Source organism: Streptomyces sp. NBC_01363 (genome assembly GCF_026340595.1).
Classification (GTDB): Bacteria; Actinomycetota; Actinomycetes; order Streptomycetales; family Streptomycetaceae; genus Streptomyces.
In genome coordinates this window covers 615,175-635,873 of the sequence record NZ_JAPEPF010000002.1, presented here as the reverse complement: position 1 = coordinate 635,873, position 20,699 = coordinate 615,175, and the positions used below count along the sequence as shown (strand labels likewise).

Here is a 20,699-nt window from a genome sequence, read left to right as displayed (position 1 = left end):
GACGGGCTGCCGAGCCGGCTCGCGTGTCCGAAGCGGGCCCGCAGGGCCTCCTCGATCTGCTCGGGATCGCGGTTGCGGGTCTCGGGCAGGTGGCGACCGACGAAGAGACGGGCAAGGACGCAGATCGGACGAGGCCGACGAGAGAGTGATCTTGCGGGCCCCCTTCGGCGAAACCTCGGTCAGAGGCCCCTCGGTGCCCGGCTCCCTGGAGAAACCGTGAACCATGTCATGTCCCCGTCTCTCGGCACCTCCTCGTCTCTCAACACCCCCTTCGCCCATCCTCGGTACCCGGCAGGAGACCGGGGTACTGGGACGGGCAGTCGGGTGAACCCCGCACGACCGGGCGTGACGGGGTCGTGCGAGGCCGGTGAGAGCGTGCGTGACGGGATCGCGCGAAGCTGATGGGACCGGGCTTCCGGAGGCGGGAGACGGGACGGGACCGGGCCCGGGGCGGGGGCCGTGAGGCCGGCCCTGGTCATCGCCGGAGCGGACTGGCAGGATCGCCGCCATGCTCCAGGCACTCTCCCGTATCGGCAGGCGACGCGTTCTTCAGGCGTGCGCCGCCGTCGCCGTCGTGCTCGGGCTGCTGCTGTGGTGGCTGCTGCCGCTCGGGCAGCCGGCACCGACGGGCACGCTGGCCTTCAGCACCGGTGTGCGCAGCGGGGTCTACCAGCGCTACGGCGAGCGCCTCAAGGGAGACCTGGCCAGGGATCTGCCCGGGGTGTCGATACGGCTGCAGACCAGCGAGGGCTCGCAGCAGAACATCGCGCGGGTGGCGACCGGGAAGGCCGACTTCACCATCGCCACCGCCGATGCCCTCGCCACCTATCTGCACAGCGGCAAGCCGGGCGCCGACCGGCTGCGGGGCTGTGTGCGGCTGTACGACGACTACATCCAGCTGATCGTGCCCCGCGACTCGGAGGTGCGGAAGGTCTCGGATCTGCTCGGCAAGCGCGTCGGGGTGGGGCAGCGCGGTTCGGGGGTACGGCTGGTCGCCGACCGGTTGATGACCGCTGCGGGGCTCGATCCCGAGAACGACGTGACACCGGTTTCCGCCGGTATCGACACCATGCCGAAGCAGTTGGAGGACGACCGGCTCGATGCCTTCTTCTGGTCCGGCGGACTGCCCACGTCCGCCGTGCAGGAATTGTCGGACCGGTTCGCGATCCGGCTGGTGCCGCTGGAGGCCCCGCTGGTCAAGGAGCTCCAGGCGGTGGGCGGGTCCGCCCGCTACTACCGTTCGGCCATGATGCCCGCCGACGCCTACCGCAACGCGCAGCAGGATCAGGCGGTGCCGACGGTCGCGGTCGCCAATGTGCTGGTGACCACGGACCGTTCGGATCCGGCGCTGACGGAGGCGTTCACCCGGACCGTGATCGACAGCCGGGACCGGATCGGGCGCGAGGTGCACGCGGCCCAGCTGGTGGATCTTCGTACGGCGATCTACACCGATCCGCTGCCGCTGCACGAAGGGGCCAGCCGCTACTACCGCTCGGTCAAGCCCTGACCGTTCTCCTCGGTCCCGTCGCGCTCAGCCCTGCGGGCCGTTGCGCGGGACCGAGACCGTCACCCGCAGCCCGTGCGGCTCATGGGCCGTGTAGCTCAGGGAGCCGCCGCCGGCCGCCAGGAGCGCCTGCGAGATGGAGAGCCCGAGGCCGGAGCCCCGGATGTTCTGATGCTGGGTGCTGCGCCAGAAACGGTCGCCGATGCGTTCCATCTCCTGCGCGGTGAGGCCCGGCCCGCGGTCGGCGACGACGACCGTGACGTCGTCGCGGCCGGAAGCGACCGTGACGACGACCTCTTCCCCGTCGGGGGTGAACTTCAGGGCGTTGTCGACGATCGCGTCGAGGGCGCTCGACAGTGCGATGGGGTCCGCCCAGGCGGTCACGGCGGACGAGCCGTCCGCCCTGAGCCGTACCCCCTTCTCCTCGGCGAGCGGCCGCCAGGACGCGACCCGCTCCGCGGTGAGCGCGCCGATGTCGGTGAGTCGCAGATCGGCCGCGGCGTGCTCGGCCAGCGCCAGGTCGAGCAGGTCGTCGAGGACCTGCCCGAGGCGCTTGCCCTCCGTGCGCACGGAAGCGATCTCCTCGTTGCCCTCGGGGAGTTCGAGCGCGAGGAGCTCGATCCGCAGCAGCAGCGCGGCGAGGGGGTTGCGCAGCTGGTGCGAGGCGTCGGCGACGAAGGCGCGCTGCTGCTCCAGCACGTCCTCGACGTTGTCGGCCATCTCGTTGAACGACCGGGCCAGGCGCCTCAGTTCCGGCGGTCCACCGGAGGCCGCGACCCGGGACCGCATCCGCCCGCTGGCGATGTCGTGGGTGGCCGCGTCCAGGGTGCGTACGGGCAGCAGCACCCAGCCGGTGAGGCGGATCGCGGCGCCGACCGCCACCAGCATCGCGACCGCTTCGCCGGCCGCGATCAGCAACCAGCCGCGCAGCGTGCGCGAGCGCATCTCCTCGGTGGGCGAGTCGAGCACCACGACGGCGACCACATCGCCGTCCCGTACGACGGGCGAGGCGACGACGACCCGGCCGTCCTGCCACGGCCAGACCTGCGGCGGATCGTGGCTGCGCCGGCCCAGCAGGGCCTCCTTGAACGCCTCGCGCCCCTCCCCCTCGATCGGGAGCTGCCAGGCGGCGGGGGCCTTCGCCATGGCGCTGTCGTCGCGGTAGAAGACACCGGCGCGGATGCCGTACACCGACGCGTAGGTGTCGAGTTCGCTCCGCAGGGTGCGCCGCCGCTCGTCGTAGCCGGCTGCGCGCTCGGTGATGAACTGCGCGAGTGCGGCGAAGCGTGCCGTGTCGTCGATGCGGTCGATGACGACGCGTTGCTGCTGGGCCGCCGCCACGCTGACGGCCAGCGGGAAGCCGAGGGCGAGCAGCACGCCCGCCATGAGCACGATGAGCAGGGGAAGCAGCCTGGTACGCACCTGGGACGTACGCCTCTACGCGGACGGGGCGACGAGGCGGTAGCCGACCCCGCGCACCGTCTCGATCAGTGCGGGCAGCCGCAGCTTGGAACGCAGGGACGCGACATGCACTTCGAGCGTGCGCCCCGTGCCCTCCCAGCTCGTGCGCCACACCTCGCTGATGATCTGCTCCCGGCGGAACACCACGCCGGGACGCTGGGCGAGCAGCGCGAGCAGGTCGAACTCCTTGCGGGTGAGCTGGACTTCGGACCCGTCGACGCTGACCCGGCGGGTCGGCAGCTCGATGTGCACGTGTCCGAGACGCAGCGCGGCGACGGGCGTGGGCACGGTGTCCTCGCCGGACGCGTTGCGCCGGCTGACGGCGTGGATACGGGCGAGGAGTTCGCCGGTGTCGTACGGCTTGACCACGTAGTCGTCGGCGCCGAGATTGAGGCCGTGGATCCGCGACCGGACGTCGGCGCGTGCGGTCACCATGATCACCGGGGTGGAGGTGCGCTTACGGATCTTGCCGCACACCTCATAGCCGTCCTGGTCGGGCAGGCCCAGGTCGAGGAGCACGACGCCGAACGGCTCCGTTTCCGTGGGCAGCAACGCCTGCAAGGCCTCCTCGCCGCTGCGCGCGTGCACGACCCGGAAGCCGTGCCGGGCCAGGATCGCGGAGAGGGCGGCCGCGACATGGTTGTCGTCCTCGACGAGCAGCAGTCTCATGGCCTCCCTTTCCGGATTTCCGATGGCTCAGATGGTGCGGTGCCGGTACGTGTCGATCTCGATGTCGATGTCGACAGGTGTCGGTGCGGCCTCTCGTACGTTCCTCGTCACTTGCCCGTACCGAGGCGTTTCACGTCATGACGTACGAGGGCATCCACTCCGATGAGAGGCAGGTCAGTCAAGGCCCGCCCGCTGCATCCGGCCATCTGTTATCCACCCGGTACGCCACGTGCGTCACACCCCGCACCCCGTTCACACGGAGTGTCCGGTTGCCGCCGGATCGTTATCCTCAATTTCCGCTCAGATGTAATGACGCTGGTAGCACCGCGTCACTAGGGTCCTTCCCAACCGAGGAGGACGGAGCAAGAAGCCGATGAGCGGAGTTTCAGTGACCAAGGGCGCCGAGGACGCCGCGCCTGCGGCGAACGACCTTGTCGTACTGAGCAACGTCAACAAGCACTTCGGCGCGCTGCATGTGCTCCAGGACATCGACCTGACCATCGCCCGTGGCGAGGTCGTGGTCGTCATCGGGCCCTCCGGGTCCGGGAAGTCCACGCTGTGCCGCACGATCAACCGCTTGGAGACGATCGACTCGGGCGCCATCTCGATCGACGGCAAGCCGCTGCCCCAGGAGGGCAGGGAGCTGGCCAGGCTGCGTGCCGACGTCGGCATGGTCTTCCAGTCGTTCAATCTCTTCGCGCACAAGACGGTGCTCGAGAACGTGATGCTGGGCCAGATCAAGGTCCGCAGGACGGACAAGAAGTCCGCCGAGGACAAGGCCCGTTCGCTGCTCGACCGGGTGGGTGTGGCGACGCAGGCCGACAAGTACCCCGCGCAGCTCTCCGGCGGTCAGCAGCAACGCGTGGCCATCGCACGGGCGTTGGCGATGGACCCGAAGGTGATCCTCTTCGACGAGCCGACATCGGCGCTCGACCCCGAGATGATCAACGAGGTGCTGGAGGTCATGCAGCAGCTCGCCCGGGACGGCATGACGATGGTCGTCGTCACCCATGAGATGGGCTTCGCGCGCTCGGCCGCGAACCGGGTCGTCTTCATGGCCGACGGAAAGATCGTCGAAGAGGCCACGCCCGACCAGTTCTTCAGCAACCCGCGCAGTGACCGGGCCAAGGACTTCCTGTCGAAGATCCTTCACCACTGACGACAACGACCTACGGCATAAGGAATGTTCACATGAAGCTCCGCAAGTCGGCCGCCGTCGCGGCCATCGCCGTACTCACCCTGACAGCGACCGCCTGTGGTGGCAAGGAAGGCTCGGCCGGCGACAAGCCGACCGGGACCAAGCCCGGTGCCTCGGGCGCCCCCGAGCTGCCGAAGTACACCGTCGCAACGGGTGTCGACCTGAACTCGCCGACCTTCAAGGCGGCGAAGAAGCGCGGCAAGCTGATCATTGGCGCCAAGGCCGACCAGCCCTACCTCGGGTTCGAGGACCAGTCGACGAAGGAACGCTCCGGTTTCGACATCGAGATCGCCACGATGATTGCGGCCGATCTGGGCTTCTCGAAGGACCAGATCGAGTGGAAGACCGTGGACTCGGGCATCCGGGAGACCGCGATCTCCAAGGGGCAGGTCGACTACTTCGTCGGCACGTACACGATCAACGATGAGCGCAAGAAGCAGGTCGGATTCGCCGGCCCGTACTACAAGGCAGGCGCCGACCTGCTCGTACGCAAGGACGACACGTCCATCACCGGCAAGGACGCCGTGAAGGGCAAGAAGGTCTGCTCCATCGTCGGCTCCACTCCGCTCCAGGAGATCAAGAAGCCGGAGTACGGCGCGAATGTCGTCGAACTGGCCAAGTACTCGGACTGCGTACAGCAGTTGCTGACCAAGCAGGTCGACGCGGTCACCACCGACGACTCGATCCTGAAGGGTTACGCGGCGCAGAACAACGGCAAGCTCCGCGTCGTCGGCAAGCCGTTCACCGAGGAGCCCTACGGCGTGGGCCTCAACAAGGACGACAAGGTGCTGCGCGACGCCATCGACGACTCGCTGGTGAAGCACGTCGGGGACGGCACGTACCAGAAGATCTACGAGGCGACCCTGGGTCTGTCCGGCTCGAAGTACACCGCCCCGCCGGCTGTCGAGCGTTACTGACGTCGCCAGTTGACTGAAGTGTCCCGTACGCGTCTCCGCCTCCCGGAACGCGTACGGGGCGCCCCTTCTCCCCTGCCCCGATGCCGCTGCCTGCCGACGCGGAGACCTCATGAATGTACTGCTCGACAATTTCCCAGAGTTTCGCGACGGCTTCATAGGAACCGTGTCGATCACCGCCGTCAGCTCGGTCATCGCGCTGGTCCTCGGTGTCCTCATCGCCGGGCTCAGGGTCTCGCCGGTGCCGCCGCTGCGGATCTTCGGCACGGCGTGGGTGACACTGCTGCGCAACACCCCTCTGACCCTCCTGTTCCTGGTCTCCTTCTTCGTCGTACCAGAGATCTTCTTCCCAGGCATGAGCCCGTTCCTGCTCGGCTCGCTGGCACTCGGCTTCTACACCTCCTCGTTCGTGTGCGAAGCGGTCCGCTCGGGTATCAACACCGTTCCGCTGGGCCAGGCAGAGGCCGCCCGCTCCATCGGTATGACGTTCTCCCAGACACTGAGGATCATTGTCCTTCCGCAGGCCACGCGGACCGTCATTCCGCCGCTGAGCAGCATTTTCATCGCGCTCACCAAGAACTCGGCGATCGCCGGCGCCTTCAGCGTCACGGAGCTGTTCGGCTGGCAGAAGCTCATGAGTGACCGGGGGTACGCCATCACTCCTGTCTTCATCTGGGTAGCCCTCGGTTACCTGGTCGTCACCTTCGCCATCAGTGGTCTGTTCTGGCTGGTCGAACGTCGTATGGAGGTCGCCCGATGAGTGCCAGCGTGCTCTACGACACCCCAGGCCCGAAGGCCACCGTACGCAACCGGATCTACGCGGTCGTCGGGTTCTTGGCCATCCTGGCTCTGCTCGCCCTCAGCTTCGTGCGGCTGTCCGACAAGGGGCATCTGGCCCCTGAGATGTGGGACATCTTCAACTACGCCGGCATCCGGCAGAACATCGCCGATGCCGTACTCGCAACTCTGAAGGCCTTCGGCCTGGCCGCGATCGGCTCGCTGGTCCTTGGTGTGGTCCTCGCAGTGGGCCGTCTCTCGGACCACAAGCCGGTCCGCTGGCTGGCCACCGCATTCATCGAGCTGTTCCGCTCGATCCCGCTGCTGATCACCATCTACGCGATCTGGGTCGGCTTCCTCACCGACTACTCGATGTGGGCGCTGGCGCTCGGGCTGTCGGTCTACAACGGCTGCGTGCAGGCCGAGGTGCTGCGTGCCGGCATCAACTCTGTACCCAAGGGGCAGGGCGAAGCAGCGTACGCCCTGGGCATGAGCAAGACTCAGGTAATGGTCAGCGTGCTGATGCCACAGGCAGTGCGAGCCATGCTGCCCACGATCATCAGCCAGCTCGTGGTCACCCTCAAGGACACCTCGTTGGGATTCATCATCCTGTATCCGGAGCTGCTTCAGACCGCCCGTCTGATCGCTTCCAACACGCAGGTGAACGGGCAGTACCCGTATGTCTCGACCATCATCGTCATCGGCGCGATCTACATCGGCATGTGCCTTCTGCTCTCAGCACTCGCCACTTGGATCGAGAAGCGCGGGCGCCGTACCAAGACCGGTATCGCAGCGACCGTGAACACCGAGCCGGGTGAAGCCTCCAGCCTCCCCCTCTGATTCCGGACCGGTGAGCGCGAACTACAGCACCAGCGCCGCGCCCGGGCGGGGGCGCACGAGAGACCATCGGTACGCCGTCGCTCGTCATCGATGACGGGCGCGCCGTCTGACGGCTCGTCGGAACGAGTGCCCGAGGGGCGGTGGCAGATCTGCCACCGCCCCTCACCGCTCTTTGGTGTCGCTTGACGCAAGCACCGGCAGTAGGTTGCATACGTTCTGTGATCGCGCCCCCTGCCCCCGCCGCCACACTTCCTCCGCCGCCTACCCCCGTTGCGAGCCGTGCGCTCGTTCCGTCCGCGTCCTCGGCACCGTCCGCACGGATTCGAGGAGCCGCCCCGTGGACCCGGTGATCGTCATCGGCGCCGGGCCCGTCGGTCTGGTGCTGTCGCTCGCCCTCGCGGCGCAAGGCGTTCCCTCCGTCCTCCTCGACGAGGATCCGGGCAAGGACGAGACACGCCCCGCCCGCACCGTGGTGCTGCGCGAGGACACCGCGGCCCTGGTGGAGCGGCTGGGCTGCAAGGCGCTCCGGCACGAGGGGGTGCGGTGGTCCGGGTGGCGGTCGATGCGGCGCAGGCAGCTGGTGCGCGAGCTGTCGCTCGGCGAGGACTCCCCCGAGGGTGATCCGTCGCCGGCCCCCGTCCATCTGCCGCAGCACGTCCTGACGCGCGGGCTGCGGGACGCGGTGGCCGCGCAGGAGCTGGTGCAGGTGGCCCCGTACGGCCGGATCGACACGCTGGAGCAGGACCCGGCCGGGGTCACGGTGCACACCAGGGAGCCGAACGCGACCTGGTGGCGAGGGAGTTATCTGGTGGGCTGCGACGGCGCCAGGTCCACCGTGCGCAAGCTGCTCGACATCCGGTTCCCCGGTCGTACCGCCGTGGAGCGGCATGCCGTCGCGGCGCTGCGCACCGAGCTTCCCTGGCCCGGACAGGCCGTGCTGCACCGGCTGCCGCCGTGGCGCACCGGCGGCGCCGAGGTGACGGCGCGGCCACTGCCGGACGGCGTCTGGCGGCTGGACTGGCTGCTGCCGCCGCGCGGCGAGCTCGTCACCCCGGACGCCCTGATCACGCGGGTCCGGGACACTCTGGCGGGCTGGTGCGGCGAGACACCGCCGTACGAACTGCTGGACACCGGCGTGTACACGCTGCACCACCGGCTCGCCCTGCGCTGGCGGGTCGACCGGGCCTTCCTGGCCGGGGACGCCGCCCATCTGCTGGGGGCTCTGGGCACCCAGGGACTCGACGAGGGGCTGCGGGACGCCGAGAACCTGGCCTGGAAGCTGGCCCAGGCCTGGCACCACGGCGCCTCCGACGTACTGCTCGACAGCTACCAGGCCGAGCGCCGGGCCGCGGTCGCCTCGCGGCTGCGCGCAGCGGACCAGTCACTGCCGATACTGCGTGGCGGCGGAGGGCTGCGGACTCTGGTACCGGGGAGCGCACGGGGGCACGATTCGCTGCTCACCGACGGGCATCTGGGATGCGGCCCCCTCGGTGCGCCCCCTTCGTACTCGCATTCGCCCCTTGCGCCCCCGCGCGCCGAGGCGCACACATCTGTGGGTACGCCCCCCGGTGCGCCGGTGGCCGATGTGCGGGTGACGGCGCCCGACGGTACGACCGTGCGGCTTCGGGAGCGGCTGGGACAGGGGCATCTGCTGGTGCTCCTGGTGGCACCCGGCACCGGGGTGTGGGACCGGCGTCACTGGATGACCGCCGGCGTCATGCCCCGCCTCGCGGCGGCCGTCGACGCGCTGCCGGTGAAAGGCGAGCTGCTGGTGACCGAGAGCTATCCGGGGGCATCGGCCCACACCGTGCTGCTGATCAGGCCGGACGGTCATCTCGTGGCATCGTTCGGCGGGGTACGGCCCCGGGAGCTCTTCGCGGCGGCGGACGCGGTGCGTGGCGGAGCGGCGCGCGCCTCCGTACGTTCCGACCAGACTGCGGGCATCAATTGACCGCTGCGGACGTACATGGTGTACTCCGAAACGTGATCGACACCGATGTGCGCCTGTGGCGGAGGGTCCATATGGACCTCGTCCGCTATGCGGGCTGCGTGTGTCGGCCGTCCTGCTGAATCGCCTTCCCCTGCCCCGCCGTGCGCGCTGCCGTACGGGCGGGCATCCGCGCGAACCCTCAGGACGGTCCTTGTGTCTGCCCCCGCCTCACCCCCTGTAAGCACGCCTGCGCCCGCGTCCGGGCCCGCATCCGCATACGTGTCCGCGTCCGCATCCGTCGATGGTTCCGGTCCGACGGCTGCGGAGCTGCTCGATTTCGTCCGTCGTGTCGCCGCCGACGCCGCTATCGTCGCCTCGCTCCCGCTCGATCCCGAAGCCCGCACCTGGGTCCAGCTCGAAGGCCCCGGCGGCAGCGAGGCCTGGCTGATCGGCTGGCCGCCGGGGACCGGCACCGGCTGGCACGACCACGCCGACTCGATCGGCGCCTTCACCACCGCGGCCGGCACCCTCAAGGAGCTGTCGCTGGCCGCCCGGCTGCCCACCGACGGCTGGAAGACCCTCGAACTCACCGAAGGCATCGACCGGTCACGGGATTTGGCCACCGGCCAGGGCCGGACGTTCGGCCGCCACCACGTCCACGAGGTGCTGAACGAGTCCGCCACGGAACACGCAGTCTCCGTCCACGCGTACTACCCGCCGCTGCCGCGGATCCGGCGTTACAGCCGCACGGGCGACCTGCTCCGCCTGGAGCAGGTCGAACGGCCGGAGGACTGGCAGTGAGCGACGACCGTCGGGGTGGTACGGAGCCGGCCGGGATCGACGAGCTGCTGGAACGGGTCCGGGCCGGGTTCGTCAGGGTCGGTCCGCAGGAAGCGGTCGCCGCCGCTGCGGACGGGGGGCTGCTCGTGGACATCCGCTACGCGGAGCTGCGGGAACGGGACGGGCTGATTCCAGGGGCGCTGGTCATCGAGCGCAACGAACTGGAGTGGCGGCTCGATCCGCAGGGAAGTCACCGGGTCCCGCAGGCGGTGAGCCACGATCTCCGGATCGTGGTGCTCTGCAACGAGGGTTATGCGTCGAGCCTCGCTGTCGCGTCCCTGCGGCAACTGGGGCTGCACCGGGCGACGGATCTGATCGGCGGGTTCCAGGCGTGGCGTGCCGCGGGACTGCCGGTCGAGACGTGACGGACGGGGTTCGGGGTGATGGACGGGGCTCGGAGTGACAGGTCGGGCTCGGAGTAACGGACGGGGTTCGGAGTAACGGGTCGGGCTCGGAGTAACGGACGGGGTTCGGAGTAACGGGTCGGGCTCGGAGTGACAGGTCGGGCTCGGAGTCCTGCTGAGGGACCCCGACGCCGGACGCGTCGGGGGTCGCCGTCGAGGGGCACCGTTGGGGTCACTGCCTGGCCGTGGCCGCCTCCACCGGCCGGACCCTGAGTGCGAGTCGGCCGGGCAGCGCGGTGGCGGCCAGTGCCAGCAGTGCGGCGGCGCCCACCACCGTCGCGTACAGCAGCGGCAGGACGGTGGGCGCCGCGCTGCCGGTCATGCCGATACTGAAGGCGGTCAGCACGGCCAGTGCGATCCCGCTGCCGAGGGCTGCGGCGATCAGCAGCACCGACAGGGCCTCGACGCGGAGCATCCGCAGGACCTGACGCCGGGTCGCGCCGGCCAGTCTGAGCATGGCGAACTCCCTGATGCGCTCGGACACGGACATGGCAAGGGTGTTGACGACGGCGATGGCGGTGAAGGCCAGGATCAGGCCCATGGCGAGGTGGTTGACCGCAGCGTTCTCCTGCTGCCGGTCCGCCTGGAGCCGATCGGCGGTTTCCGGTGACATGACGGAGACACCGGGGAACTGCTTGAGCACGGCGGCGAGTTCGTCACGGCTGCCGTGACCGGCGACCAGAACGGTGGCGGCGAGCGGATTGTCCATGTGGCGGGCGAGCAGGTCATGAGGCAGCGTCAGGTCTCCGAAGCCCAGCCCGCGACTGTAGACGGCGGCGACGGTGAGAGTCGCGGGGGTGCCGTCGCCGAGGTGGAGGCTCAGCTGGCTGCCGGGGCGGAGGCCGAGCCGGTCGGCGGCGAGTTCGCTGATCGCGGCGGTGTCGTGGCCGCGGGTGAACGCGGTGAGCGATCCGCTCGTGACGTCCGGGTTCCAGGTGCGGGTGAGACCGGCCTGGGTGACGCCCTGGGCCTGGTACTTGTCGAGGCCGACGCGCACGGTGGTCCGCACGACCTCCGTGGCAGCCGTGACGCCCGGCGCCCCGCGGACCGTCCCGGCAGCCTCGGACGGGACACCCGGCCCCTGCGCGGCCAGCACCCAGGTGGCGCGGACTCCGTCGCGGGCCTGGGCACGGGCGGCGTCCCCGAGGGTCGGCTGAACGAAGAGAACCGTGCAGGTCATCCCGATGAGCAGGGTGAGCGGGGTGACGACGGAAGCCATCCGGGCGGAGTTCCCGCGGATGTTGGCGGTCGCGAGAGGTCCCCCCGGACCCGCCAGTCGGAGCGGCCCCGCGAGCACCGCGGACACGAACCTCACCAGGTACGGCCCCAGCAGTGACACGGCCGTGGCCGATACGACGACGGCGAGGAATGTGACGGGGGTCGCGGCGGCCTCGGTACGCAGCACGCTCAGTACACCGACGAGCACGGCTCCGCCCGCGAGCAGCACCAGCCCTGCCACGATCCGGCCCCGGCCCGGACCACGCTCGACGGCGGACTCGGCCATCGCTTCGGCAGGCCGGATACGGGCGATACGGCGGCCGGAGATCCTCGCCGCCGCCCAGGCGCCGACAAGGGTGACGGCGAGCGCCGCGCAGGCCGGGAAGATGCCTGCGGTGCGTTCCAGAGTGACCGGAATTGCACCCATGTCGATGAATCGACCGTGCAACCAGCCGGCGAGGGGCAGTCCGGCGAGCGCGCCGAGCACACCGGCTGCGGCTCCGACGGCCAGGGCCTCGCGACCGAGGAGGCGGCGGATCTGGCGCGGGGTCGCGGCGATGGCGCGGAGCAGGGCCAGTTCACGGTGGCGTTGCTGGATGGAGAGCGCGAAAGTCCCGACCACGACGAGGACCGCGACCAGGAGGGACGTGCCGCCCATGGCGCCTCCCATGGAGACAAGCTTGATACGGGCGCCCGCGGCGTCCAGGAATTCGACGGGGCCCCGGGCCTCACCGGTGGCGACCTGGGCGGAGGTTCCCTTGAGCGCCTGCTCGACCTGCTGCTTCAGCCGCGCGAGGTCGGTTCCGGGCGCGGGCGTCACGCCGAGAGCGGCGATCCGGCCGGGGCGGGCGCCGAGGCGCTCCGCCTCGGCGGAGGAGAAGAAGAGCGAGGTCTGCTGCCGGAGGTCGCCCCGCCCGGCCGGGGCCGCGATCCCACTGATGCGGTACGGGCGGGGAGCGCTGGTGGACTGGACGGTGAGCCGGTCCCCGGTCTTCAGGCCGTTCTGTTCGGCGAGGGCGCGGTCGATCACCACGTCGTCATCGGCGGAGGGAGCACGGCCCGCGACGAGACGGAAGGGCGTCAGCGGGGCGGAGGCCCAGGAGTGGCCGTAGGAGGGACGAGCGGAAAGGTGGGCCAAGGGGCGGGGTTCGGTCCGGGCCACACGCTTGCTCATGGGCTGGCTGCTCATGGGCTGAGCCATGAAGGTCAGCTCGGGTACGGCCTTGTCCACGCCTTCCAGGACGCTGACCCGGTCGACGACGTCTGCGGGGAGCCAGGCACGCTCGGCAACCGGCTTCGCCTTGTACTTGACCTTGGTCTTTCCATTGCCCTTGTGCTTGACCGTGGTGCGGTGGACGTTCTGGTCGGCGGAGACCACGAGCGGCGCGGCCGCGTAGCGCTCGGTAGCGATCCTTCCGCGCAGGCCTGTCTCCAGCAGCGTGCCGCAGGCGGTGATCAGAGCGGCGGCGCACAGGAGAGCCAGGAAGGCACCGAGGAACCCGCCTTTGCGGTCCCGGATCGTCTGTAAGGCATAGCGCAGCATCATCGTGCGTCCGTCTTTCTTCCGTTGTCGTGCTCCAGGGTCACGGCCGACGGCGGTGCCGGGGTCCCGGCCGGGGCCGGGACCCCGGCGGTGTGGGGCTGCTCCGTCATGCGTCACACAGTGCTCCGTGCACGGATGCCTGCGCACTGGAGCGTGCCCGTGTGTTCGTGCGGGGGGCTGCCCCCCGTATGCCGCCGGCCGTTCCCCCGAATCCGCCCCGACACACCCGAACGCCACGCTCCGGTGGAGCGATCCCCGTACCTGACGGACATTCACCTCAACGCCAAGGACCGACGTGACGGAGGCCTCGCACCCATGCCGACCCCCACCCTCACCCCCGAACAGCTGGACGCTCAGGCTGCTCGCCTCCATGACACCGAGGCATGGCAGCAGATCATCACGGGCTGGAACACCACTGACCCCGCCCCCGTGCGGCCGCCCGTCCCGGCCCCTGTACGGCCGTCCTCCTCCGACGCCGCGGAACAGCCGCCGGACCGTCGGCCGGTCGACTGGCGCGACCTGCTGTCCGTACCGGTCGACCAGCTCATCGCCGACTCCGTCCGCGCCCTGCCGGCGACGGCCCCGCGCGAACGGCCGCTTCCCGGACGTCTGGGCGCGGTCCTCCCCGACCGGCTCCACTCCTGGCGCCGCATCGGCCGGCCCGGGGTACGACCCTCCACGCATCTCGCCTACGCAAGGCAGATCCTGACCGAATGGGGCTGGCAGAACACCCCGTACCGGCTCCGCAACGCCCGCGGCGCACGGTGCATCTGCGGCGCCCTCCTCACTGCGCACCGCCTGGGCTACGGCTCCCTCGGCACCGTGGACCGGGCCGGTGCCTGGCTCGTCGCCGAGCTCCGCTCCCAGGGCTGGACTGGGCTGATCGGGCCCTGGAACCGTTGCCCCGGCCGCACCGCCGCAGATGCGCTCGCCCTGATCGACGCCACCATCACGCGCGCCGCCCGTGCCGGGCAGTGATCACCGCATCACCGCGTCTCCCCCGCAGTCCGCCTGGCGCACGGCAGGCCCTACCCGAGGCGCTCCCCTCGCCCCACGGCTCCCCCAGCTCCGATGTCCCACCGTCCCGGATCGCGCCCCGTGTTCCTCGCGCGCCCCGTTGCTCCTTCGGGCGCCCCGTTGTTTTCTCGGACACCCCGCATTGCCCCCGCCCGGTCCGAACCCGGTCAGAAGGGCTCGTCCAGACCCTCCGTGTCCTCGCCCTCTTCCTCCAGCGCCCGCCGCACGACGCGCAGGGCCATGCCCTCCCCGTACCCCTTGCGCGCGAGCATGCCCGCAAGGCGGCGCAACCGCTTGTCGCGGTCCAGGCCACGAGTGGAGCGCAGCTTGCGCGCAACCAGCTCGCGGGCGGTCGTCTCCTCCTGCTCCGAATCGAGCTGTCCGACCGCCTCGTCGATCACTGCGGAGTCCACGCCCTTGGTGCGCAGCTCACGGACGAGGGCGCGGCGGGCCAGTCCGCGTCCGTGATGCCGGGACTCCACCCAGGTGTCCGCGAACGCCGCATCGTCGATCAACCCGACATCCTCGAAGCGCGAAAGCACTTCTTCGGCCGCCTCGTCCGGAATCTCGCGTTTGCGCAGCGCGTCGGCAAGCTGCTTCCGGGTACGCGGGGTCCCGGTGAGCAGACGCAGGCAGATGTTGCGCGCCTGCTCGACCGGGTCTCGCGGCTCCCCCTTCTCGGCCCTCGACGAGGAGGGGGAGCCGCTGCTCCTGGTGCGGGAGCGGGCGCGACGGCCCGCTCCCTCGCCGAATCCGGCGCCCGAGCCCGTGCCGCGACCGGGACCGGCCTCCGGCTCGTACGCATCCTCGGACTCGGTCATGTGCCCGGCGGCGAATGCGTGGCCGGGACCGGCGTGCTGGTCAGTGGCGCCGACCGGCCACTCCGTGCGACGCGTCACGGTCTAGCTCTTGGCCGCCGCGGTCTTGGCCGGCTTGGTCTTACCGGCCGGAGCGGGCACCGACTTCGCGCTGTCGGCCGGGGCCGTGGCACCGCCCGCCGCGTCCGCACCGGACTCGGCGGCGCTGTCGTCGGGCCTGACGCCGATACCCAGCTTCTCGAGGATCTTCTTCTCGATCTCGTTGGCGAGATCGGGGTTGTCCTTGAGGAAGTTGCGGGCGTTCTCCTTGCCCTGGCCGAGCTGGTCGCCCTCGTAGGTGTACCAGGCGCCCGCCTTGCGGACGAAGCCGTGCTCCACGCCCATGTCGATCAGACCGCCCTCGCGGCTGATGCCCTGGCCGTAGAGGATGTCGAACTCGGCCTGCTTGAACGGCGGCGCGACCTTGTTCTTGACGACCTTGACGCGGGTGCGGTTTCCGACGGCGTCGGTGCCGTCCTTCAGCGTCTCGATCCGGCGGATGTCGAGGCGCACCGAGGCGTAGAACTTGAGCGCCCGGCCACCGGTCGTGGTCTCCGGCGAGCCGAACATCACACCGATCTTCTCGCGGAGCTGGTTGATGAAGATCGCGGTGGTCTTGGACTGGTTGAGCGCGCTGGTGATCTTGCGGAGCGCCTGGCTCATCAGACGGGCCTGCAGACCCACGTGCGAGTCACCCATCTCACCCTCGATCTCCGCACGGGGCACGAGCGCCGCGACGGAGTCGATGACGATCAGGTCGAGGGCGCCGGAGCGGACCAGCATGTCCACGATCTCGAGGGCCTGCTCGCCGTTGTCCGGCTGGGACAGGATGAGGCTGTCGATGTCGACGCCGAGCTTCTTCGCGTACTCGGGGTCGAGGGCGTGCTCCGCGTCGATGAAGGCGACCGAGCCGCCGAGCTTCTGCGCGTTCGCCACCGCGTGCAGTGTCAGCGTCGTCTTACCGGAGGACTCCGGTCCGTACACCTCCACCACACGGCCGCGCGGCAGGCCGCCGACGCCGAGGGCCACGTCGAGGGCGGTCGACCCGGTGGGGATCACTTCGATGGGCTCGTTCGGCCGCTCGCCGAGGCGCATCACCGCGCCCTTGCCGAATTGCCGTTCAATCTGCGCGAGTGCGGCGTCCAGCGCCTTCTCGCGGTCGGTTCCTGCCATGGGTTCCACCCGATTTGCTTGAGTCGATCGCTTCACGTCAAAGACGCTAACCCCTGCCACTGACAATGGGCCTCGACGTCCTCCCGGCCTGTGGACAACTCCACGGTCGGGCCCGGGAAAACCCGGCCGGAATCCCATGAGAATGGATGTTCGATTTTGGTGTCAAGCGCACCATGCCGGACCGATCTGCACCCAGAGTAGCCCCCAAGCACCTCACTTTCGGGCAGTCAAGAACAAGTGATCGACATCATGACGAATTCCTGCCTCATGGGTACAAAACCGGCAGGAAATGTGGTCTTGGCCGTCTGGACGACACAGGCGCGGGCCGCCCCGTCGACGTAACGAACCACCACTGAGGAGCGGAGCCTGAGAGAGCCGGAAAGCCCTGCCGGCGAGAAGGTCAGGCGCGCTCCGGGGCCTCCCGCACCCCGGCACCGCCCTCTCCGCCCTCGCCCCCGTCGCTCCCGGAGGCCCGCCAGGAGCGGCGCAGCCGTGTGAGCACCGGCTCGCCGCGCCGTGAGCTCCGGCCGTGCATCCGCGGGTCGTCCGTCACGTCGTACCGCTTCACGTACGCGCCGAGGAAAGCCTGGAGCGTGGCAACGGCCGGGATCGCGATCAGCGCGCCCACGGCGCCCATCAGGGCCGTGCCCGCGATGACCGATCCGAAGGCGACCGCCGGGTGGATGTCGACGGTCCTGGAGGTGAGCTTGGGCTGCAGGGCGTAGTTCTCGAACTGCTGGTAGACCACGACGAAGCCGAGCACCCACACCGCGTACCAGGGGTCGACGGTGAACGCGATCAGCATCGGCAGAGCGCCTGCCAGATACGTACCGATCGTGGGGATGAACTGGGAGACCAGCCCGACCCAGACGGCGAGCGCGGGCGCGTACGGAACCCCGAGGATCACCAGCAGGATGTAGTGCGCGATTCCGGAGATGAGGGCCATCAGACCGCGCGAGTAGAGGTATCCGCCGGTCTTGTCGACCGCGATCTCCCAGGCCCGCAGGACCTCTGCCTGCCTGGCGGGCGGCAGCACGGAGCACAGGGCGCGCCGCAGCCTGGGGCCGTCGGCCGCGAAGTAGAACGAGAACAGGAAGATCGTCAGCAGACGGAACAGCCCACCGAGCACGGTGGTGGAGATGTCGAGCACTCCGGTCGCGCTGTTCTGGACGTACTTCTGCAGCCAGTCGGAGTGGAGCAGGCTGTCCTGGACCTCGACCCTGGAAAGGTCGGTGTGGAAGGTCTGGTTGACCCAGTTGATCACCGAGTCCAGATACTTCGGGAACTCCTCGACCATGTCGACGATCTGGCCCGCGAGCATCGAGCCGAGCAGCAGGACGAAGCCCACCCCGGCGATCAGCACCATGAGGAAGACCAGGAAGGTGGCGAGGCCGCGGCGCATACCGCGCGCCGACATCCGGCTCACCGCAGGCTCGATGGCAAGCGCCAGGAAGAACGCGATCAGAATGTTGATCAGCAACCCGATGAGCTGGTCGAACGCCCAGCTGCCGAGCCGGAAACAGGCGTAGAGCGCCAGGGCCAGCACCATGGCGCGAGGCAGCCACGCGGGCATGCGTACCGGCCCGTTGCCGGCGGGCGCGGCGGGTGGCGCGGCGGGCGGGACGGGCGGTGTGGAGGGCGGCTGGGTCTGTGCTGTCTCGTCTGTCGGTGCCACGGTTCCAGTCTCGCCTACGGCTGTGACGAGCAACCGCCCGCCCCGGACAACAGCACGGGTCCGGCGGCCGACGGGCCGGGAATCGGCGCAGGTCCCGCCGCTGACGGGCCGGAAATCTGTGCAGGTGGGCGGTGGGCGAACCGGGGATACGAACCTGGAGTCAGCGCTTGTCCGCGGGGATGCCGACCGCCGTGCAGACGCCGCGCCAGACGTCCTTGGTTTCCCAGCCCGCGGCCAGCGCCTGGTGCACGGTCTGCCCGCCGAGCTCGGCCATCACATGATCGCGCGCGAAGGAGTCGGCGTACCCCGCGCCGAAGTGGTCTGCCATCCGTTCCCAGAAAATCGTCAACCGCATGACCTCAGTATCCCGCTCCTGAGAGTGCAGCCGGGCCGCTACGTCTTGTTGAGAGCGCTTACCGGCCTACGGTCGGTCCATGGCTGGAACCGGAACAAGTCCCCTCAACCGTGCCGAGCAGTTCATCTGGCTCACGGCCCGTGTCCTGGAACAGCGGCGGTTCGCCCATCACTTCCTGGAAGGAAGTGCGGACGCCGTGGAAACCGCACTCGCCGCCTATCTGAACGAGGACGGCGGCTACGGGAACGCGCTCGAACCCGATCTGCGCGGCCCCGTCAGTCAGCCACTGCACACCGCGCACGCGCTCAATGTGCTGGACTCCATCGGGCGCTGCGACGGGCTGCGGGTGGAGCGGATCTGCCGCTTCCTCACCGAGGTGTCGACCAAGAAGGGCGCGCTGCCCGCCCTCCTGCCGACGCAGCGCGGCTATCCCGCCGCGCCGTTCATCCCGATCGTCGACGATCCTCCCGCGGAGCTGTTGGCCACCGGACCCGTCGTCGGGCTCCTGCACCGCAACGCGGTGTGGCATGCCTGGCTGTTTCGGGCCACCGACTTCTGCTGGGCCGCGGTGGACGCCCTGGACCGGTCGCACCCGTACGAGATCGAGGCGGCGCTCGCCTTTCTGGACGGCGCCCCGGACCGGGCGCGGGCGGAGGCGGCGGCCGACCGGCTCGGGCGGCTGGTGCGGGATCAGCGGCTCGCCGTACTGGATCCGGAGCGGCGCGCCGAGTACCCCGTCGCCGCCGGATACGCGCCGGGTGAGCAGCACTTTCCGTACGACTACGCCCGTACGCCCGAGTCGCTCGCCCGTCACTGGTTCACCGACGAGGAGCTGTCCCGTTCGCTCGACCATCTCGCGGCCGAGCAGCAGGCGGACGGCGGCTGGCCGGTCAACTGGCGGCAGTGGGCACCGGGGACGGCTCTGGAGGGACGGCCCATCGTGACGCTCAAGGCGCTTCTGACGCTGCGCGCCCATGGACGCAGCCTCGACTGAGGCCCGGCTGTCGGTGCGGGTGCCGGCGGTCAGCCGGCTGCGGAAGCTCCGTCGGGCCCGGCAGCGGTGTCGCGCAGCAGCAGGGCCGCGATGGCGAGCGCGGCGCCGCGTGGCGACGACGGATCCAGGCCGGTCAGCTCGGTGAGCCTGGCCAGGCGGTTGTCGACGGTGTTGGGGTGCAGCCCCAGCAGAACCGCCGTGAGGCGTCGGTCCTGGTGCTGTGCCAGGTGGGTGCGGAGGGTCCGCAGCAGTTCGGGACGGCCCGCGACGGGGTCCAGCAGAGCGGCGATGCGGTGGCTGCTGGGGCCGGGGCGGGACAGATGGAATTCGAGGAGCACGTCGTCCAGGACGTGCAGTCCGGGCGGCAGCCCGCAGGTGCGGGCGACCCGGAGGATCTCCACGGCCGTCCGGGACGCCTCGGGGACCGCCTCCGGCGCCGCCGCCGCGACGGCGGCGATCCGGACTTCGGCCCCGCAGGCGCGCGTCAGCCGCTCGGCCAGGTCACCCGGTGGCTCACCTCCGCGTGGTACGACGGCCCGCCCGGCCCCCGCGTCGAAAAGGAAGAGCGGCTCCCCGCCGAATGCCTGGTCGAGCACGGTCTGGACGCGCCGCATCCGGCGCCGTACGGTCACCGCGTTCCCTGGTTCCGGACCGCCCGGTTCCGGACCGCGCGGACCAGCACCGTCCGAGGCCTCGCCCCCCGGGGCCTCACCGGCGTCGGCCGAGGGTTCCAGGGCGACGGCGAGCACGAGCGCGGGCCCGTCGAGGCCGAGCTGCTCCAGCAGGGCGCGGCCGGGTTCCAGCGTTCCGTCGAGAAAACCGCGTACCAGGGAGCGACGCCGCTCGCGCTGTTCCGCCTCCAGCGCGGACCGCTCGTCCATATAGGTCTCGGCCACCGCACCGACCAGGGAATGGTGCGACCGGAGCAGCAGATCGACCAGTTCGATCAGTGCGTCCTCCTCGCCGGGATCCGCCGTCTCCCGCAGCAACTGCCACAGGACGTAGACGCCGAGCGCGTGGCTGCGCAGCAACAGATGCAGCGGCATCCCCTCCTCCGCGCGCTGCGCCGCCCGCTCACGGAAGAGGCGGAGCCCGCCCGGACCGGGGTGCGGTTCGGTGACGCGGCGGAGAAAGAGGCGTACGCCGTGCCGGACGGTCGCGGCGATCTCCAGGTCCTTCACATCGTCCGGGAGCCCCGCATACCCGGGCAGCTGCTCGAAGGACTCACGGGCCATGTGCCGCGCCAGCTCATTGACCCTGGGCTCGCAGCGCAGAGCGAGGACCCTGGCCCTGTCGGACAGCGTCACGTCGGTGCTCCCTCTCCTTGAAG

19 protein-coding genes are annotated in these 20,699 nt (G+C 70.0%); 11 read left to right on the top strand and 8 right to left on the bottom strand.

Going from position 1 to position 20,699, the window contains the following annotated elements; translation table 11 throughout:
• The first annotated feature begins 508 nt into the window (after positions 1 to 508).
• Positions 509 to 1,507 (top strand): TAXI family TRAP transporter solute-binding subunit, encoded by a 999-nt coding sequence (locus tag OG611_RS30875; protein WP_266427629.1) that lies wholly within the window; start codon positions 509 to 511, stop codon positions 1,505 to 1,507.
• Positions 1,508 to 1,531: 24 nt separating this feature from the next.
• On the opposite strand, the gene OG611_RS30870 is transcribed toward OG611_RS30875, so the two are convergent.
• Both OG611_RS30870 and OG611_RS30865 read right to left on the bottom strand, forming a co-directional pair.
• The gene (locus tag OG611_RS30870; RefSeq protein WP_266427627.1) at positions 1,532 to 2,926 is read right to left on the bottom strand and encodes a HAMP domain-containing sensor histidine kinase; all 1,395 of its coding nucleotides are present in this window, start codon (positions 2,924 to 2,926) and stop codon (positions 1,532 to 1,534) included.
• A gap of 15 nt (positions 2,927 to 2,941) precedes the next feature.
• Complete coding sequence (locus tag OG611_RS30865; protein WP_266427625.1) at positions 2,942 to 3,634, bottom strand: response regulator transcription factor; 693 nt, start codon at positions 3,632 to 3,634, stop codon at positions 2,942 to 2,944.
• 373 nt (positions 3,635 to 4,007) lie between these two features.
• On the opposite strand from OG611_RS30865, the gene OG611_RS30860 reads away from it, so the two are divergent.
• The 8 genes from OG611_RS30860 (at position 4,008) to OG611_RS30830 (ending at position 10,498) form a co-directional block, all read left to right on the top strand.
• Positions 4,008 to 4,793 (top strand): amino acid ABC transporter ATP-binding protein, encoded by a 786-nt coding sequence (locus OG611_RS30860; protein WP_266427622.1) that lies wholly within the window; start codon positions 4,008 to 4,010, stop codon positions 4,791 to 4,793.
• Positions 4,794 to 4,825: 32 nt separating this feature from the next.
• A complete protein-coding gene (locus OG611_RS30855; protein ID WP_266427619.1) occupies positions 4,826 to 5,749 on the top strand; it encodes a glutamate ABC transporter substrate-binding protein in 924 nt (307 codons plus the stop codon).
• Positions 5,750 to 5,858: 109 nt separating this feature from the next.
• Positions 5,859 to 6,506 carry an amino acid ABC transporter permease gene (locus OG611_RS30850; RefSeq protein WP_266427616.1) on the top strand — a complete coding sequence of 216 codons (648 nt, stop codon included), beginning with the start codon at positions 5,859 to 5,861 and terminating at the stop codon, positions 6,504 to 6,506.
• Positions 6,503 to 7,363, top strand: coding sequence for an amino acid ABC transporter permease (locus tag OG611_RS30845; RefSeq protein WP_266427613.1), 861 nt, complete (start codon positions 6,503 to 6,505; stop codon positions 7,361 to 7,363). Before OG611_RS30850 ends, OG611_RS30845 begins: the two co-directional genes overlap by 4 nt.
• A gap of 337 nt (positions 7,364 to 7,700) precedes the next feature.
• On the top strand, positions 7,701 to 9,314 hold the full coding sequence (locus tag OG611_RS30840; RefSeq protein ID WP_266427611.1) for an FAD-dependent monooxygenase: 1,614 nt from the start codon (positions 7,701 to 7,703) through the stop codon (positions 9,312 to 9,314).
• Positions 9,315 to 9,346: 32 nt separating this feature from the next.
• Positions 9,347 to 9,433, top strand: coding sequence for a putative leader peptide (locus tag OG611_RS40965; RefSeq protein ID WP_353962576.1), 87 nt, complete (start codon positions 9,347 to 9,349; stop codon positions 9,431 to 9,433).
• A 73-nt stretch (positions 9,434 to 9,506) separates the two neighbouring features.
• Entirely contained in the window at positions 9,507 to 10,094 is a 588-nt protein-coding gene (locus tag OG611_RS30835; protein WP_266427609.1) for a cysteine dioxygenase, read from the top strand.
• Positions 10,091 to 10,498 (top strand): rhodanese-like domain-containing protein, encoded by a 408-nt coding sequence (locus OG611_RS30830; protein ID WP_266427606.1) that lies wholly within the window; start codon positions 10,091 to 10,093, stop codon positions 10,496 to 10,498. The genes OG611_RS30835 and OG611_RS30830 overlap by 4 nt, the downstream gene beginning before the upstream one ends.
• Before the next feature lie 211 nt (positions 10,499 to 10,709).
• On the opposite strand, the gene OG611_RS30825 is transcribed toward OG611_RS30830, so the two are convergent.
• On the bottom strand, positions 10,710 to 13,301 hold the full coding sequence (locus tag OG611_RS30825) for an FtsX-like permease family protein (RefSeq protein ID WP_266427603.1): 2,592 nt from the start codon (positions 13,299 to 13,301) through the stop codon (positions 10,710 to 10,712).
• Positions 13,302 to 13,613: 312 nt separating this feature from the next.
• Here OG611_RS30825 and OG611_RS30820 point away from each other — a divergent pair, with 312 nt between their 5' ends.
• Positions 13,614 to 14,276, top strand: coding sequence for a hypothetical protein (locus OG611_RS30820; protein WP_266427600.1), 663 nt, complete (start codon positions 13,614 to 13,616; stop codon positions 14,274 to 14,276).
• A gap of 206 nt (positions 14,277 to 14,482) precedes the next feature.
• On the opposite strand, the gene recX is transcribed toward OG611_RS30820, so the two are convergent.
• The 4 genes from recX to OG611_RS30800 form a co-directional block, all read right to left on the bottom strand.
• On the bottom strand, positions 14,483 to 15,136 hold the full coding sequence (gene recX, locus OG611_RS30815; RefSeq protein ID WP_266431327.1) for a recombination regulator RecX: 654 nt from the start codon (positions 15,134 to 15,136) through the stop codon (positions 14,483 to 14,485).
• An 81-nt stretch (positions 15,137 to 15,217) separates the two neighbouring features.
• Entirely contained in the window at positions 15,218 to 16,345 is a 1,128-nt protein-coding gene (gene recA, locus OG611_RS30810; protein ID WP_266427597.1) for a recombinase RecA, read from the bottom strand.
• Between the two features lie 400 nt (positions 16,346 to 16,745).
• The gene (locus tag OG611_RS30805; RefSeq protein WP_266431325.1) at positions 16,746 to 17,918 is read right to left on the bottom strand and encodes an AI-2E family transporter; all 1,173 of its coding nucleotides are present in this window, start codon (positions 17,916 to 17,918) and stop codon (positions 16,746 to 16,748) included.
• Positions 17,919 to 18,180: 262 nt separating this feature from the next.
• Positions 18,181 to 18,375, bottom strand: coding sequence for a DUF3046 domain-containing protein (locus tag OG611_RS30800; RefSeq protein WP_114247022.1), 195 nt, complete (start codon positions 18,373 to 18,375; stop codon positions 18,181 to 18,183).
• Positions 18,376 to 18,454: 79 nt separating this feature from the next.
• Here OG611_RS30800 and OG611_RS30795 point away from each other — a divergent pair, with 79 nt between their 5' ends.
• Complete coding sequence (locus OG611_RS30795; protein WP_266427589.1) at positions 18,455 to 19,369, top strand: hypothetical protein; 915 nt, start codon at positions 18,455 to 18,457, stop codon at positions 19,367 to 19,369.
• 29 nt (positions 19,370 to 19,398) lie between these two features.
• On the opposite strand, the gene OG611_RS30790 is transcribed toward OG611_RS30795, so the two are convergent.
• The gene (locus tag OG611_RS30790) at positions 19,399 to 20,676 is read right to left on the bottom strand and encodes a CdaR family transcriptional regulator (RefSeq protein ID WP_266427586.1); all 1,278 of its coding nucleotides are present in this window, start codon (positions 20,674 to 20,676) and stop codon (positions 19,399 to 19,401) included.
• Positions 20,677 to 20,699: the final 23 nt, after the last annotated feature.

Coding starts and splice junctions, on each gene's coding strand:
- OG611_RS30875 (WP_266427629.1), top strand. CDS start 509: ATGCTCCAGGCACTCTCCCGTATCGGCAGGCGACGCGTTCTTCAGGCG.
- OG611_RS30865 (WP_266427625.1), bottom strand. CDS start 3,634: ATGAGACTGCTGCTCGTCGAGGACGACAACCATGTCGCGGCCGCCCTC.
- OG611_RS30860 (WP_266427622.1), top strand. CDS start 4,008: ATGAGCGGAGTTTCAGTGACCAAGGGCGCCGAGGACGCCGCGCCTGCG.
- OG611_RS30855 (WP_266427619.1), top strand. CDS start 4,826: ATGAAGCTCCGCAAGTCGGCCGCCGTCGCGGCCATCGCCGTACTCACC.
- OG611_RS30850 (WP_266427616.1), top strand. CDS start 5,859: ATGAATGTACTGCTCGACAATTTCCCAGAGTTTCGCGACGGCTTCATA.
- OG611_RS30845 (WP_266427613.1), top strand. CDS start 6,503: ATGAGTGCCAGCGTGCTCTACGACACCCCAGGCCCGAAGGCCACCGTA.
- OG611_RS30825 (WP_266427603.1), bottom strand. CDS start 13,301: ATGATGCTGCGCTATGCCTTACAGACGATCCGGGACCGCAAAGGCGGG.
- OG611_RS30820 (WP_266427600.1), top strand. CDS start 13,614: ATGCCGACCCCCACCCTCACCCCCGAACAGCTGGACGCTCAGGCTGCT.
- recX (WP_266431327.1), bottom strand. CDS start 15,136: ATGACCGAGTCCGAGGATGCGTACGAGCCGGAGGCCGGTCCCGGTCGC.
- recA (WP_266427597.1), bottom strand. CDS start 16,345: ATGGCAGGAACCGACCGCGAGAAGGCGCTGGACGCCGCACTCGCGCAG.
- OG611_RS30805 (WP_266431325.1), bottom strand. CDS start 17,918: ATGCCCGCGTGGCTGCCTCGCGCCATGGTGCTGGCCCTGGCGCTCTAC.
- OG611_RS30800 (WP_114247022.1), bottom strand. CDS start 18,375: ATGCGGTTGACGATTTTCTGGGAACGGATGGCAGACCACTTCGGCGCG.
- OG611_RS30795 (WP_266427589.1), top strand. CDS start 18,455: ATGGCTGGAACCGGAACAAGTCCCCTCAACCGTGCCGAGCAGTTCATC.